Here is a 14,913-nt window from a genome sequence, read left to right on the forward strand (position 1 = left end):
CGATCACAGAAAACGGCCGTCATCTTCGCCGATCCCAGGGAGTCGTCGCATGCCCCGAGCCACCGTTTCCGCCTCCCTTGCGGGGGCGGCGTGGGGGCGCTCCGACTCCCGCGCCCACTCCGCGTCCGGGGGCGCGCGGGGCGTCACACCTCCGCCGGACCGCCGGCGCGCCGGGCCCCCGCCGAACGGCTGAGGCCGAGCCCGCGCCGAAGCGCCGGGTTCCACCGAGCCGTTGAACCTGCGCCGAAGCGCCGGGTCCCCGCCGAACCGTTGAGCCTGCGCCGACCCGCCGGGTTCCGCCGAACGGCTGAGCCCGCGCCGAAGCGCCGGGCTTCCGCTGAAACCATCAGGCCTCCGCTGGACCTCCGTAGGACCCACCCCCGGGTGCCGCCCCGGAGCCGATTCCCCGTGACCGTCACTGTGAAGGGACCCTGACATGCGCAGACGCAGTGTTCTGACCGCCGCCGGCGCCGCCGCGCTGGCCGTTCCCGTACTGGGCGCGGCCCCCGCCGTCGCGGGCACCGCGACCGCGAGCCACCGCGGCCGCCTGGAGATCCGCGGCGTGGACATCTCCTCGCTGCCGAAGAACGAGGACAAGGGCGCCGTCTACCGCCGTGCCGACGGCCGCCGCGACGACCCGGTCCGCATCCTCGCCGCCTCGGGCGTCACCCACGCCCGGCTGAAGGTGTGGGTCGACCCGGCCGACGGCTATAACGACAAGGCGCGCATCCTCCGGCTGGCCCGGCGCCTGAAGCGGGCCGGCATCGGCATCTGGGTCGACTTCCACTACTCCGACACCTGGGCCGACCCGGCGCACCAGACCAAGCCGGCCGCCTGGGCGGACCTGGACGTCGCGGGCCTGACCCGCGCCGTCTACGACCACACCGCCGACGTCCTGGGCGCGCTGCGCCGGCAGGGCACCCCGGCCGACCTGGTGCAGATCGGCAACGAGCTGAACGGCGGCATGCTCTGGCCCGAGGGCGACTGGGAGCACTGGGCCAACCTCGCCGCGTTCCTCAAGGCCGGCCTGCGCGCGGCCCGCGACACCACCCCGCGCGTCCGCACGATCCTGCACCTGGCCAACGGCGGCGACAACGGGCTGTACCGCTGGTGGTTCGACAACGCGGTGTCCTACGGCGTCGACTTCGACATCATCGGCCTCTCCTACTACCCGTTCTGGCACGGGCCGGTGGAGCAGGCCGCCGCCAACATGGCCGACATCACGGCCCGTTACGGCAAGCCGTGCGTGATCGCCGAGACGGCGTACCCGTTCACGCTGGAGAGCGAGGACGACGTCAACGACATCATGAACGACCCCTCGCAGCTCACCGAGGGCTTCCCCGCCACGCCCGAGGGCCAGGCGGCCTGGCTGCGCGCGGTGGCCGACCTCGCTGCCGCCGTCCCCGGCGGGCAGGGCCTCGGCTACTGCTACTGGGAGGGCGTGTGGACGTACCGCGCCGGCAGCGGCTGGAACCCGCAGGACCCGGCGTCCGGCAACGCGTGGGAGAACCTCGCGCTGTTCGACTTCGCGGACAGGGCGCTGCCGGGGCTGAAGACGCTGGGGCGCTACCGCGCGTAGGCCACCGGGGCACCGGGCCACCGGGCCACCGGGCCACCGGGGCACCGGGCCACCGGCGGCCGGGCGGCAGGCGGCCGGGCGGGTGAGGGGCGGCGGCGACAGTGCTGCCGCCCCGGCGCCGGCGGGCGGTGCGGCGGGCCGCGCAAGGGATGCGGGTGGCCGTCCCCTCGGGTCGGCCGACGGGCGACCGGATCGTGGACGGCAGACGTCCTCCACGGATCCTCTCGACGAAGGGGCACCCCAGGTCCGCGAACCGCCGCCGGCGTCGTGTCGCCGTGTCACCGGGATCGCCGTGTCACCAGGATCGCCGGAGTCGTGGCCGCCGTCGCCCTGACCGTCGGTCTCGCGACCGCCTGCGACCCCGACGGCTTCGCACACCGAGGTGTGGGTGCAGGTCGGCACCAACGCGCTCGCGCTGAGCGCCTGGGGCCGGTTGGGCGCCGCCCGGATCTGGCTGGCGGTGACCGGCCGGGCACCCTGGCGGCTGATGGGGTTTTTGGCGGAGGCTCATCGCCGGGGCGTGCTGCGGCAGTCGGGGGCGCACTACGAGTTCCGCCATCTGCGGCTCCAGGAGCGACTGGCGGCCACGGAGACCGCCGACGCCGGCACGGGCGTCCCCGCGCCCGTGAGCTAGGGAGTGCCCTTCGGAGGGCGGCCTTCCGCTTCCGGTGGACCGGCTACGACGACCGCCGCGCGCGCCGCTGCTCCCCGCCCGTACGACGCCGCTGTCCGAAGTCACTGCCCATTGCAGGCAACTCGGCCGTAACGTGTGGCTCGACCACCTGGATCCCCCGGGACCCGGGTGGAGCACAGCGACTCCACCGACCGCACGGTTCGCACGAGAGTGAGGCAGCACCCCATGCCCCCCTTCGATGTCCCCGAGGGCGACCCCTTCGGCCCGCACAACCTTCCGTACGGTGTCTTCTCCCTCCCCGGTGCGGCGGACCGGACCGTAGGCATCCGGTTGGGTGACCACGTGCTCGACGCGGGCGCGGCGGCCGCCGCCCTCGGCTCCCCCTACGGCTCCCTGCTCGCGCGGCCCTCCCTGAACGCGCTGCTCGCCGCGGGCCGCACCGCGTGGTCCGACGTGCGGCGCGCGCTGACGGCGTGGGTGACGGTCCCGTCCCATCAGGAGACGATCGAGCGGTTCTTCCATCCGCTGTCCTCCGTCACCCTGCACCTCCCCTTCGACGTCGCGGACTACGTCGACTTCTACGCCTCCGAGAACCACGCCCGGAACGTCGGCCGGATCTTCCGCCCCGACGCCGCCGACTCCCTGACCCCCAACTGGAAGCACCTGCCGATCGGCTACCACGGCCGCTCCGGCACGGTGGTGGTCTCCGGCACGGACGTCGTCCGGCCGTCGGGCCAGCGCAAGGCCCCTTCCGAGCCGGCGCCCGTGTTCGGGCCGTCCGTCCGCCTGGACATCGAGGCGGAGGTCGGTTTCGTGGTCGGGGTGCCGTCCAGGGCGGGCCGCCCGGTGGCACTCGCCGACTTCCGCGAGCACGTCTTCGGCCTGTGCCTGCTGAACGACTGGTCGGCGCGCGACATCCAGGCCTGGGAGTACGTCCCGCTCGGCCCGTTCCTCGGCAAGTCCTTCGCCACCTCGGTGTCGGCGTGGATCACCCCGCTGGACGCCCTGGAGGAGGCGCGGGTGGCTCCGCCGGAGCGCACCCACACGCTGCTGGAGTACCTGGACGACTCCGGCGAGGAGCCCGGCGGCTACGACCTGCGTCTCTCGGTCGCCGTCAACGGGCACGTCGTGTCGGAGCCTCCCTTCTCCACCATGTACTGGACCGCCGCCCAGCAACTGGCCCACATGACCGTCAACGGCGCCTGCCTGCGCACGGGCGACCTGTACGGCTCCGGCACGGTGAGCGGTCCCGCCGCGCGTGAACGGGGGTCCCTGCTGGAGCTGACCTGGAACGGCACCGAACCGCTCGACCTGCCCGACGGCAAGCGCACGTTCCTGGAGGACGGCGACGTGGTGACCCTGTCGGCGTGGGCACCCGGGCCGCACGGGATGCGGGTCGGGCTCGGCGAGGTCAGCGGGCGCGTGGTGCCCAGCGCCTGACTGCCCCCTGACCGCCCCCCTGACTCCCGCGCCTCACGCCGTCATACTGGCGACGGGCGGCACGCACGGTACGAGACACCCGCCGCCCGCCCCGCCGCACAGAGCCCGACGCCCCACAGCCCGACCCCGTAGCCGCCTTTCTCGCGATCAGGAATCGGAGCCCGTGGCATGACTTTCTGCCTGCTCCTGCTGAGCGTCGTCGCCGTGACGGCCGCCGTGCCGGTCCCCCGCGTGCTGACCCGGGCCGCCTGGCCCGAACGGGACCCGGTGGTCGCGCTGTGGGTGTGGCAGTGCCTGGTCGCCACGGTCCTGCTGTGCTGCCTGACCGCCCTGGTGCTGGGCGCCGCGGCCGTCTTCCAGACGGTCCGCGACCGGGTCTTCGCCCCGGCACCGCCCGCCGTGACCGCGGCGTACGACCTCTCCGTGGCCCCGGCCTGGGCGGTCGCCCTCACGCTGCTGCTGGCGTGCGGGGCGGCCTGGACGACCGCGATGCTGGCCCGGGAACTCGCCGAGGCGCGCCGGCGCCGCGGCCAGGCCCGCGCCCACCTGCGCGAACGCGCCCCCGACCTGCCGGCCGGCCTGCCCGCCGCGCGCGGCCCCCTCCTGGTGCTGGAGGACGAGTACCCGGACGCCTGGTGGATGCCGGGCAGCCCGCCCCAGCTGATCGTCACGACCGGCGCCCTGCACCGTCTCACCGACCACCAGCTCGACGCGGTCCTCACCCATGAGCGAGGCCACGCCCGCGCCCGCCACGACTGGCTGCTCCACCTCTCCACCGCGCTGGCCACCGGCTTCCCCCGGGTTCCGCTCTTCGCCCACTTCTGCGACCAGACCCACCGCCTGGTCGAACTCGCCGCCGACGACACGGCCTCCCGCCGCTGCGGCCACCTCACCACCGCCCTGGCGCTGATCGAGCTCAACCAGCACCGAGGCGTCCTCTCCTGTGCCTCCACCCACCGCCTCCTCGGCGAACGCGTCGACCGCCTCCTGGAACCCCGGCCCAGACTCGGCCGCAGACACCGGGCCCTGACGACGACGGCGGCGGCGCTGGTTCCTCTGCTGCCCCTGCTGATCACCTTCGCCCCGGGTCTGACGGCGCTGTCGTAGGCCGCCCCTCCACACCGACGGCGAGCCGCCGACGCCGTCTCACGGCCGGGCCGCCTGACGGTCGGGGCGCGTGGCGGTCGGGGCGCGTGGCGGTCGAGGCGCCTCACGACCGGGCCGCGTGGCGTCCGGGGCGCGTGGCGTCCTTGGCGGACAGGTCCATCCGTCCGGGCAGCAGGAGCGGGGTGGCGAGCAGGAGGACGCCGGACACGGTGATCGCGGCGAGCGGGCTGGTGAGCGTGGCGAGAACGCCCCAGACCAGCATCAGGGCGGCTTGCAGGAGTTTGCTGAGGGCGCTCCATGTGCTGAGGACCTGGGCGGTGTGGTCCGCGGGAGTCCGTTGCAGGCGTTCTGTCGCGCAGACCGGGTTGAAGACGCCCATACAGGTGATCAGCAGCCCCTCGACGATGATCACGGTGAGCAGCCCGGGGATTCCGGGACCGACGAACGTGAGACCGAGCGGGAAGACCGAGCGCAGCCAGCCGGAGACGATCATGACCCGGTGCCGGCCGTAGCGGGTCACGAGCCGCGCGGAGAGGCGGGCTCCCGCGAAGCCGCCGAGTGCCGGGACGCCGAAGGCGAGGCCGTAGTGCCAGGCCGGGTAGTGGTACTGGTCCAGCAGGAGGACGGACAGGAGCGGGGCGGTGGCCATGATGAGGCCGCCGACCAGGATCGAGTTGAGGAACAGGCGTCTCAGTACGCGGTCGCGGAGGATGAACCGCCAGCCGCCGAGCAGGTCGGCTCCGCGCAGCCTGGCAGCCGGGTCGCGGGGCGCGGCGACGTCGCCTCCGCGGATGCGGAGGACCCCGAGCGCGGACAGCAGGTAGCTGAGGGCGTCGGCCATGACCGTGACGACCGGGCCGAGCAGCCCTGTGAGCGCACCGCCGAGGGGCGGGCCCGCCGCGGTCGCCACCCAGCTCGTGCCCTCGAATCTCCCGTGCGCCACCAGCAGGTGATCGCCAGGGACGAGATACTTCAGATACGCGCCGGATGCGGCGGTGAAGGCGATGCTCGCGGTCCCGGAGACGACCGAGACGACCAGCAGCTGGCCGTAGGAAAGCACCCCGAGGACGTACGCGAGCGGGACACTTGCCATCGCGACGAACCGCACCAGGTCCATCGCGATCATCACCGGACGCTTGGCCCGGTGCTCGACCCACGGCCCGAGCGGGAACGCCACCGTCGCCGCGACGGCGAGCCCGGCCGCCGCCAGGAGCGACACGGCGAACGCCGACGAGTGCAGCACCCGGACCGCGATCAGCGGGAACGCGCCGAAGGCGATCCACGTACCGTACGTACTGACGGCGTAGGCCGACCACAGCCAGCCGAAACCGCGCCCCAACCGCACGCGCATGCGACTCCCTCGTGACAACCGATGTTCGGGTCTCCGCATCACACCGGCAGCGCCGTCACGGGATCAAACAACCGGCTCCCGGGCGAGCCACAACCATCAGTTGGGCATGCTTATGCTGGATCAGTGGATACCGAGGCGGTGCGGTCGTTCGTCCGCGCGGCCGAGCTCGGGCAGCTGCAACAGGCGGCCGACGAGCTCGGCGTGACGCAGCAGGCCGTGTCGAAGCGGATCGCAGCTCTTGAGCGCGCACTCGGCGTCCGGCTGTTCTCCCGCACCGCCCGAGGGGTCGAGCTCACACTCGACGGCCAGGCCTTCCTCCCGCACGCCCGGAACATCGTCACGGGTGTCGATCGCGCCGTCACCGCGATCAGACCGGGTTCGCGGGCCCTGCGGATCGACGTTCTCGGCCTGCGATCCGCGCAGGCCGTCATCCTGCACGACCACTGGCGGTCGCATCCCGGAACCGACCTCGACGTGGTGACCCTCAGGGTCAACGACCCGCGCGTGGCGGTCGCCGCCGTCCGAGCCGGCGACGTCGACGCCTCGTTCCGCTCGGTCACCGACCCGGCCACACTGCCGCCCGACGTGCACATGATCCACGCGTTCGACTCCCCGCTGGAACTCCTCGTCGGCCCGAGGCACCCGCTCGCCTCGGCGCGCACCCTCACCCCGTCCCAGCTGCGCCGGCACCGGATCTGGGTGCCGGGTATCGCGCCGCTCAGCGAATGGGCGGAGTTCTACGACCAGCTCGCCACCGACTTCGACCTCCGCGTCGACGCCGCGGGCCCGCACTTCGGCGACGAGGTGCTCCTGGACATCCTCGCGGACTCCGCGGACGTGGCAACCCTCGTAGGCTCGCGCGACCGGTACATCTGGCCGACCAACCACGATCTGCGCCGCATCCCGATCGTGGATCCGACGCTCGCGTACCCGCTGTCCCTCATCCTCCCCCGCGCGAATCCACACCCGGGACTCCGGGCGATCATCAACCACTTCGCGAGCCTGGCACCGCCCCCCGAGCCGGTCTGGCGCCCCACCTGGGCCACGACACCACGCCAGCGGGGCGACGCCGCCGACGACGGGCCCAGCGGTCCCATGCGTCCCACCGGACCTACGGGACCCTCGGGACCCTCGGGACTCACCCGCGACTGACGGTCGCTACCGCCGGCACGCCCTCCCGACACCCCCTGCCGGGTGCATCGGGCACCCCGCCGGCGCCTGGCTGCGCGGCCCACCCCGCCCAGCGCCCACCCCGGCCAGCTCCTCGCCCGGCCCCCACCTCAGCCGTACGGCAGCCCGGCCACGCCACAGACCGAGCCGCGCCACGAAGGCACCCGCACCCCAGCGGACTGACCCACGGGACCCACCGGTCTCACCCGCAACTGACGGCGGCTACCGCCGGCACGCCCTCCCGACACCCCCTGCCGGGTGCAGCGGCACCCCGCCGCGGCGCCTGGCTGCGCGACCCACCCCGCCCAGCGCCCACCCCGGCCAGCTCCTCGCCCGGCCCCCACCTCAGCCGTACGGCAGCCCGGCCACGCCACAGGCCGAGCCGCGCCACGAATGCACCCCGCACCCCAGCCCACCGCACCACAGCCCAGCGCACCCCAGCCCCACCGCACCACAGCTCAGCGCGCCCCAGCTCCCACCACACCGCGACCCCATCCGTCCCAAGCCAACCCGTACCCATCCATACCCGGCCCCCGCCGACGCAGCGCCCCGGTGGCGGATCTCCCCCGCAACCGCCGGAAACCCCAGCTCAACGGCCACTCCGGCGGAGCCCGCGGTGGCGCAACACGCCCGCAACACAGCTTTCCCTACCAGCTCGGTATGGTTCGGCCATGCCCGCCTCCGACCGCATCCGAGACCACGCCGGCCAGGGCGCGACCACCGTCGCCGCCCACCGCACGCGTCGTCGGCTGCGCGCGGACCAGGCCCGCCAGCTCGCCGACCTCCTCCGCCGCCAACTCCTCAGCGACCGCTTCCCCGACGGCACTCTCCCCCACGAGTCCGCCCTCGCCGCCGACTACCGCGCCTCCCGCAACACGGTCCGCCAGGCCCTGGACCTGCTCCGTGCCGAGGGCCTCGTCGAACGCCTCCCCGGCGTCGGCACGGTCGTCGTCGCCCAGAAGTACCCCCACGGCCTCGACCGCCTGATGGGCCTCGCGGAAACCCTCCGCGAACACGGCCGGGTCACCAACGAGGTCCGCACCATGGGCCCCGCCCCGGCACCCACCCCGGTGGCCGAACGCCTCCAGGTCGCACCCGGAACCGACGTCCTCTACATCGAACGCCTGCGCCGCCTCAACGGCCTCCCCCTCTCCCTCGACCTCACCTACATCCCGCTCGACCTCGGCACCGCCCTGCTCGGCGCCGACCTGGAGAACACCGACGTCTTCCGCCTCCTGGAAGCCATCACCGGGCAGCGCCTCAGCCACGCCGAGATCACCCTGGAGGCGGTGAACGCCGACACCCACTCCGCCGCCGTACTCGAAGCCCCGCGCGGCGCGGCCGTCCTCATGCTGGAACGCCTCACCCACCTCGCCGACGGCCGCCCCGTCGACCTTGAGTTCATCCGCTTCCGCGGCGACCGCATCACGATGAGCGGCCTCCTCCACCGGTCTCTGTAGAGCCCTCGCACCCCTTTCCTGGAGACAGCCATGCCCTTGACGCCCCAGCGGGCCGACGTGCCCGTGACCATCGACGAGTCGAAGTGCATCGACGGATGCACGCTCTGCGTGGACATGTGCCCGCTGGACTCCCTCGCCATCGACGAGAGCAACGGCAAGGCCTACATGCACGTCGACGAGTGCTGGTACTGCGGTCCGTGCGCGGCCCGCTGTCCCACCGGAGCCGTCACGGTCAACATGCCCTATCTGCTCCGGTGAGAGGCCAGAACTCCCATGAACCACACACCCGTCGCCGCGGCGGCCACAGCCCTCCTCCTTCCCCTCACCGCCTGCGGCGGCAACGCGGCGGCGGGGGACGACGGCTCCACGGTCACCGTCACCGTCGGCTACCAGTCCAAGACGATCAACACGGTCACGGCGGGCACCCTGCTCCGTTCCCTCGGCTCCTTCGAGAAGGAACTGAACTCCCTCGGTGACGGCAGGACCTACAAGGTCGACTGGCAGGACTACGCCACCGGCGCCCCCATCACCGCCCAGATGACCGCCGGCAAGGTCGACATCGGCTCGATGGGCGACTTCCCCCTCCTCATCAACGCGGCCCGCGGCAAGCAGCTCGGCAAGCCCACCCACCTGGTCTCGGTCACCGGCTACAACCTCCGCGGCGGCCTCAACACGATCGTCACCTCCCCCGACTCCACCCTGACCTCCCTCACGGACCTGCGCGGCAAGAAGGTGTCGACCAGCGTCGGCTCGGCCGCCGACGGCACCCTCGTCCGCGCCCTGCAACGCGCCGGCATCGACCCCGACCAGGGCGTCGAGAAGCTCAACCAGCAGCCCGCGGTGGGCGCCTCGGCCCTCGCGGCGGGCAGCGCCGACGCGCTCTCCCAGTTCGTCGCCTGGCCGGGTCTGCTCGCCTACCAGGGCAAGGCGAAAGCCCTGTACGACGGGGCTCAGCTGAACCTGCCCACCTTCCACGGTGTCACCGCCCGCGAGGACTTCGCCGAGCGCCGTCCCGCTGTCCTGGAGGCCTTCCTCAAGGCGCAGGCACAGGCGACGGACTACCTGAACACGCATCCCGTGGCCGCCGCCGAGAAGGTCGCCAGGGCCACCGGTCTGCCCGCCGAGGTCGTCTACCTCTACAACGGCGCCCACGGCATCGCCACCTTCGACCCGGCGATCAAGCCGCAGCTCGTCTCCGCCCTGAAGCAGGACGTGTCGGTCCTGAAGTCGGCGAAGCTGACCGGCGACGTGGACGTGGACGCCTTCGTCGACGACCGGTACGTCAAGAAGGCCCTCGGCTCCGACTACGCGCAGCGCCTCGCCGCCTCCCCCGCACCGGCCGCGAGCGAGGTCTGGCCCGAGGACGCCACCGAGACCCGCCCCTTCACGTCGCCCGCCGACCTGCTGGCCTACGTCGCGAAGCACAGGAGCGGCATCCGCGCCGCCTATGTGCCCGACGCCACCACCGGCACCCTCTGGTTCGCTGACCAGGCCGTCTGGGTGGCGGACGGCGACCGGCTCCTGCCCTTCGTCGCCCCGGCGACCGCGCGGGCCTACGTCGCCGGGCACGGCGGCGCCCGCGTCATCACGTACGCCGACGCACTGGAGCGGGCGTCGTGACCCGGTATGCGCTGCGCGTGAGCTCGCTGGCGGCCGCCCTCGGCCTGTGGCAGCTGGTGACCAGCCTGGACGTCGACCTGTGGCTGCGCTTCTCGCAGTTCCCCACCGTCGCCGACGTGGCCCGCGCCTTCGCCGACCGGCTGTCCGGCCCCGACTACTGGACGGACCTCACCGACAGCCTCACCCGCATCCTCACCGGCTTCCTCCTCGCCGCCGTCCTCGGTGTGGCGACGGGCGTGCTCGTGGCGCGCTCCCGTCTCGCCGAGGACCTGCTCGGCCCGCTGCTCGAAGTGGTCCGCCCCGTCCCCGCCATCGCCCTCGTCCCCGTCGCGATCCTCCTGTTCCCCTCCAACGAACAGGGCATCGTCTTCATCACCTGCACCGCCGCCTTCTTCCCGGTCCTGGTGTCCACCCGGCACGCGGTCCGCGCGCTGACACCCGTGTGGGAGGAGGCGGTGCTCACCATGGGCGGCGGCCGGTGGCGGATCCTCGGCTCGGTCGTCCTGCCGGGCGCGCTGCCCGGCATCTTCGGCGGTCTGTCCGTCGGCATCGGCGTCTCGTGGATCTGTGTGATCTCCGCCGAGATGATCTCCGGCCAGTACGGCGTCGGTTACCGCACCTGGCAGGACTACACGGTGGTCGACTACCCGGGCGTCTTCGTCGGGATGGTCACCATCGGCGTCCTCGGCTGGGTCACCTCCACCGCCGTGGAGTTGCTGGGCCGCCGCCTGACCCGCTGGCTGCCGCGCACGTCGTACGTCCCCGGAGTGCGGGCCCCCCGGACGCGCGGGGTCGCCCCCGCCCCGGTGACGGCGCGGCACCGGGCCCGTCACCAGAGCGAGGAGGCACCCCATGACCAGCTCGTCTGAGGTCCGGCCCGCGCAGCAGTCGCGGGCCGGTGCCGGACCCGCCGTGCGGGGAGCCGGGCTCGCGCTGCACGGGGCCGCGCTCGGCCGCCCCGGCGCTGTCGCGCTGGACGCGGTGGACCTCGTCGTGACACCCGGCGAGATCCTCTCCGTCGTCGGTCCCTCGGGCTGCGGCAAGTCGACCCTGCTGCGCACCCTCGCGGGGCTGCTGCCTCCGCTCGCCGGCACCGTCACCCAGGACGGGAGTCCACTGACGGGCCCCGCCGCCGACCGCGCCCTGATCTTCCAGGAGGACGCCCTCCTGCCCTGGCGCACCCTGCGGGCCAACGTCGAACTGCCGCTCGCCATCAAGGGGGTGCCGCGCGCCGAACGCCGCGCCGAGGCCGAGTCGTGGCTCGTCCGGGTCGGACTCGCCGACCGGGCCCGCCAGTTGCCGCACCGCGTCTCCGGGGGCCAGCGCCAGCGCGCCCAGCTGGCCCGCGCCCTGGCCGCCCGCCCGCGCGCCGTCCTGATGGACGAGCCGTTCGGCGCGCTCGACGCCCAGACCCGCGCCGGCATGCAGGACCTGCTGGTGGACGTGCTGCACGGCACGGGCGCGACCGTCGTCTTCGTCACCCACGACGTGGACGAGGCCCTGTTCCTCGGCGACCGCGTGGCCCTGCTGGGCTCCGGCCGGCTGACCGCCGTACGCGACGTACCGCGTCCGCGCGACCGTACGGCGCGCGACGATCCCGCGCGCGCGGCGCTGCGGCGTGACGTCCTGACCTCACTGAGCATCTGAAAGGCACGCCGGTGGACACCACCACGCAGATCCCGTCCCTCGCCGACGCCGAGGAGCTGAGCTGCGACGTCCTCGTCATCGGCGGCGGCACCGCCGGCACCATGGCGGCCCTGACCGCCGCCGAACACGGCGCGGACGTCCTGCTCCTGGAGAAGGCGCACGTCCGCCACTCCGGAGCACTCGCGATGGGCATGGACGGCGTCAACAACGCGGTCATCCCCGGCCGCGCCGAGCCCGACGACTACGTCGCCGAGATCACCCGCGCCAACGACGGCATCGTCGACCAGTCCACCGTCCGCCAGACCGCCACCCGCGGCTTCGCCATGGTGCAGCGACTGGAGTCGTACGGCGTGAAGTTCGAGAAGGACGAGCACGGGGACTACGCGGTCCGCCAGGTCCACCGGTCCGGCTCCTACGTGCTGCCGATGCCGGAGGGCAAGGACGTCAAGAAGGTCCTGTACCGGCAGTTGCGGCGGCGCGAGATGCGGGAGCGGATCCGCATCGAGAACCGGGTGATGCCGGTGCGCGTGCTCACGGCGGGCGAGGGCGGCGACCGCCGGGCCGTGGGAGCCGCGGGCTTCAACACCCGTACGGGGCGGTTCGTCTCGGTCCGTGCGGGCGCGGTGATCCTGGCGACCGGTGCCTGCGGCCGCCTCGGCCTGCCGGCCTCCGGCTACCTGTACGGGACGTACGAGAACCCGACCAACGCGGGCGACGGCTACGCGATGGCCTACCACGCGGGCGCCGAGCTCACCGGTATCGAGTGCTTCCAGATCAACCCGCTGATCAAGGACTACAACGGCCCGGCCTGCGCCTACGTCGCCAACCCCTTCGGCGGCTACCAGGTCAACCGGCACGGCGAACGCTTCGTCGACTCCGACTACTGGTCGGGGCAGATGATGGCGGAGTTCGCGGCGGAGGTGGCGTCCGACCGGGGCCCGGTGTACCTGAAGCTGAGCCACCTCCCGGAGGAGTCGGTCGCGGCCCTGGAGTCCATCCTGCACTCCACCGAACGCCCGACACGCGGCACGTTCCACGCGGGCCGGGGACACGACTACCGCACCCACGACGTGGAGATGCACATCTCCGAGATCGGCCTGTGCGGCGGCCACTCGGCTTCCGGTGTACGCGTCGACGACCATGCCCGCACGACCGTCCCCCGTCTGTACGCGGCCGGCGACCTGGCCTGCGTCCCGCACAACTACATGATCGGCGCGTTCGTGTACGGGGACCTGGCGGGCGCGGACGCCTCCCGCTACCGCCCGTACGCGGGCGAGCTGCCCGCCGACCAGCTCCGGGACGCGCACGAGCTGATCTACCGCCCGCTGCGCAACCCGCAGGGCCCGCCGCAGACCCAGGTCGAGTACAAGCTGCGCCGCTTCGTGAACGACTACGTGGCCCCGCCGAAGTCCGGCGCCCGGCTCTCCCTGGCCCTGGAGGCGTTCGAGCGGATGCGCGCCGACATCGCCGCGATGGGTGCCCGCACCCCGCACGAGCTGATGCGCTGCGCGGAGGTCACCTTCATCCGCGACTGCGCGGAGATGGCCGCCCGCGCCTCCCTGGCCCGCACGGAGTCCCGCTGGGGCCTCTACCACGACCGCCTCGACCATCCGCGCCGCGACGACGCGTCCTGGTTCCACCACCTCGATCTGCACAAGTCCCCCTCTGGCGCGATGGAGTTCACGGCTCGTCCCGTGGCTCCCTATCTGGTCCCGGTCGAGGAGTTCACCCCGACCGGCGGTCCGTCCCGGCACCTCGGCGAGGTGCATCCGGAACAGGTGGCGACGGCCGGCGCCCGGGAGGTGGCGCCCGTGTCGCCGGGGGCGGAGGCCGCGGCACCCGGTCCGGCCGCCGGCCCCGGTGCCGACGCGGACCTGCCGGTCTCGCCCCGCCTGCTGGCCCTCCTGTCCCTCGCGGAGGAGGAACCCGACCACTCGGCCCTCACCCCCTACCTGACCGACCCCGAGCCCGCCGTCCGCCGCACCGCCGTCACCGTCCTGACCGAGACCGTGCCGCCCGGAACCGGCCCGGCGCTCGCCACGGCGCTCTCCGACCCGGACGCCGGCGTCCGCGCCGCCGCGGCGGCCTCCCTGCGTGAACTCGTCGAGACGCTGCCGCCGGAAGCCGCGTTGCGGGACCGTCTCGCCGCCGCCCTGTCCGGCGCCGACCCCGTCGTCCGGGCCACCGCGCTGGACGTCCTGCGCGCCCTGCGGCTCGGCGACGCCGCCCTGTTCACCTCCGCTCTCACCGACTCCGACACGGCCGTCCGCATCGAGGCGGTCCGCGCCCTCGTCTCGGTGGACGCGGTCACCGCCCTGTCCCAGGCGGCCACCACCGAGCCCTCCCGCGAGGTCCGCGTCGCCCTCGCCAAGTCCCTGGCCACCCTGAGTGCCGGCGGCCGGGCATCGGCGGAGTCCGACGCCGACACCGTCCTGTCCGCTCTGACCGTCCTCGTCGACGACCCCGATGCCCTGGTCCGCGGGGCCGCCTACGAGGCGCTGGCCGCCGTTGGCTGCCCGGCCCCGCTGGCCGACCGGGCCGTGACCGCCCAGGGCGACCCCGCCTGGCAGGTCCGGGCCGGCGCCGCGACCGCGCTGGGCGCCGCCGGCCCGGACGTGGCCGTCCCCGCTCTCGCCAAGACCCTGGCCGACCCGAACGCCGACGTCCGCAAGGCCGCCGTCCTGGCCCTGACCCGTCACACCACCACCGAGGACGCCCGCGCGGCCCTCTCCACCGCCACGACCGACACGGACGCGGACGTCAGGGCGTACGCGACCCGGGCACTGTGACAGGCCGCGGTACCGGAACCGGCCGCGGTGCCGGAACCGGCTCTCAGTACCGCGCGGGGAGTTCCGGAAGCGGTGCCGGGATCGGTGCGGGATCGATGCGGACGGGCAGGTTGATA

Annotated in this window: 12 protein-coding genes; 11 read left to right on the forward strand and 1 reads right to left on the reverse strand. The window is 73.6% G+C overall.

Features of this window, described 5'->3' with window-relative positions; genetic code table 11:
• The first annotated feature begins 436 nt into the window (after positions 1–436).
• From ACWD0J_RS10555 to ACWD0J_RS10570, 4 genes are all read left to right on the forward strand, one after another.
• The gene (locus tag ACWD0J_RS10555) at positions 437–1,579 is read left to right on the forward strand and encodes a glycoside hydrolase family 53 protein (RefSeq protein ID WP_451495387.1); all 1,143 of its coding nucleotides are present in this window, start codon (positions 437–439) and stop codon (positions 1,577–1,579) included.
• 388 nt (positions 1,580–1,967) lie between these two features.
• Positions 1,968–2,213, forward strand: a complete 246-nt coding sequence (locus ACWD0J_RS10560; RefSeq protein ID WP_451495388.1) for a hypothetical protein — start codon at positions 1,968–1,970, stop codon at positions 2,211–2,213.
• A gap of 225 nt (positions 2,214–2,438) precedes the next feature.
• The gene (fahA, locus tag ACWD0J_RS10565; protein ID WP_451495389.1) at positions 2,439–3,653 is read left to right on the forward strand and encodes a fumarylacetoacetase; all 1,215 of its coding nucleotides are present in this window, start codon (positions 2,439–2,441) and stop codon (positions 3,651–3,653) included.
• A 168-nt stretch (positions 3,654–3,821) separates the two neighbouring features.
• Positions 3,822–4,760: a M56 family metallopeptidase gene (locus tag ACWD0J_RS10570; RefSeq protein WP_451495390.1), complete on the forward strand. Its 939-nt coding sequence runs from the start codon at positions 3,822–3,824 to the stop codon at positions 4,758–4,760.
• 103 nt (positions 4,761–4,863) lie between these two features.
• Here ACWD0J_RS10570 and ACWD0J_RS10575 read toward each other — a convergent pair whose 3' ends face one another.
• The gene (locus ACWD0J_RS10575; RefSeq protein WP_451495391.1) at positions 4,864–6,111 is read right to left on the reverse strand and encodes an MFS transporter; all 1,248 of its coding nucleotides are present in this window, start codon (positions 6,109–6,111) and stop codon (positions 4,864–4,866) included.
• A gap of 123 nt (positions 6,112–6,234) precedes the next feature.
• Here ACWD0J_RS10575 and ACWD0J_RS10580 point away from each other — a divergent pair, with 123 nt between their 5' ends.
• From ACWD0J_RS10580 to ACWD0J_RS10610, 7 genes are all read left to right on the forward strand, one after another.
• Positions 6,235–7,263: a LysR family transcriptional regulator gene (locus ACWD0J_RS10580; protein ID WP_451495392.1), complete on the forward strand. Its 1,029-nt coding sequence runs from the start codon at positions 6,235–6,237 to the stop codon at positions 7,261–7,263.
• A gap of 689 nt (positions 7,264–7,952) precedes the next feature.
• Positions 7,953–8,741 carry a GntR family transcriptional regulator gene (locus ACWD0J_RS10585; protein WP_451495393.1) on the forward strand — a complete coding sequence of 263 codons (789 nt, stop codon included), beginning with the start codon at positions 7,953–7,955 and terminating at the stop codon, positions 8,739–8,741.
• Positions 8,742–8,771: 30 nt separating this feature from the next.
• Positions 8,772–8,999, forward strand: coding sequence for a 4Fe-4S dicluster domain-containing protein (locus tag ACWD0J_RS10590; protein ID WP_352347876.1), 228 nt, complete (start codon positions 8,772–8,774; stop codon positions 8,997–8,999).
• Positions 9,000–9,014: 15 nt separating this feature from the next.
• Positions 9,015–10,361, forward strand: a complete 1,347-nt coding sequence (locus tag ACWD0J_RS10595) for an ABC transporter substrate-binding protein (RefSeq protein WP_451495394.1) — start codon at positions 9,015–9,017, stop codon at positions 10,359–10,361.
• Positions 10,358–11,230, forward strand: a complete 873-nt coding sequence (locus ACWD0J_RS10600) for an ABC transporter permease (protein WP_451495395.1) — start codon at positions 10,358–10,360, stop codon at positions 11,228–11,230. Before ACWD0J_RS10595 ends, ACWD0J_RS10600 begins: the two co-directional genes overlap by 4 nt.
• Positions 11,214–12,008: an ABC transporter ATP-binding protein gene (locus ACWD0J_RS10605; RefSeq protein ID WP_451495396.1), complete on the forward strand. Its 795-nt coding sequence runs from the start codon at positions 11,214–11,216 to the stop codon at positions 12,006–12,008. The genes ACWD0J_RS10600 and ACWD0J_RS10605 overlap by 17 nt, the downstream gene beginning before the upstream one ends.
• An 11-nt stretch (positions 12,009–12,019) precedes the next feature.
• Complete coding sequence (locus ACWD0J_RS10610; protein WP_451495397.1) at positions 12,020–14,797, forward strand: fumarate reductase/succinate dehydrogenase flavoprotein subunit; 2,778 nt, start codon at positions 12,020–12,022, stop codon at positions 14,795–14,797.
• Positions 14,798–14,913 lie beyond the last annotated feature (116 nt).

This window comes from Streptomyces sp. NPDC003011 (assembly GCF_053591515.1).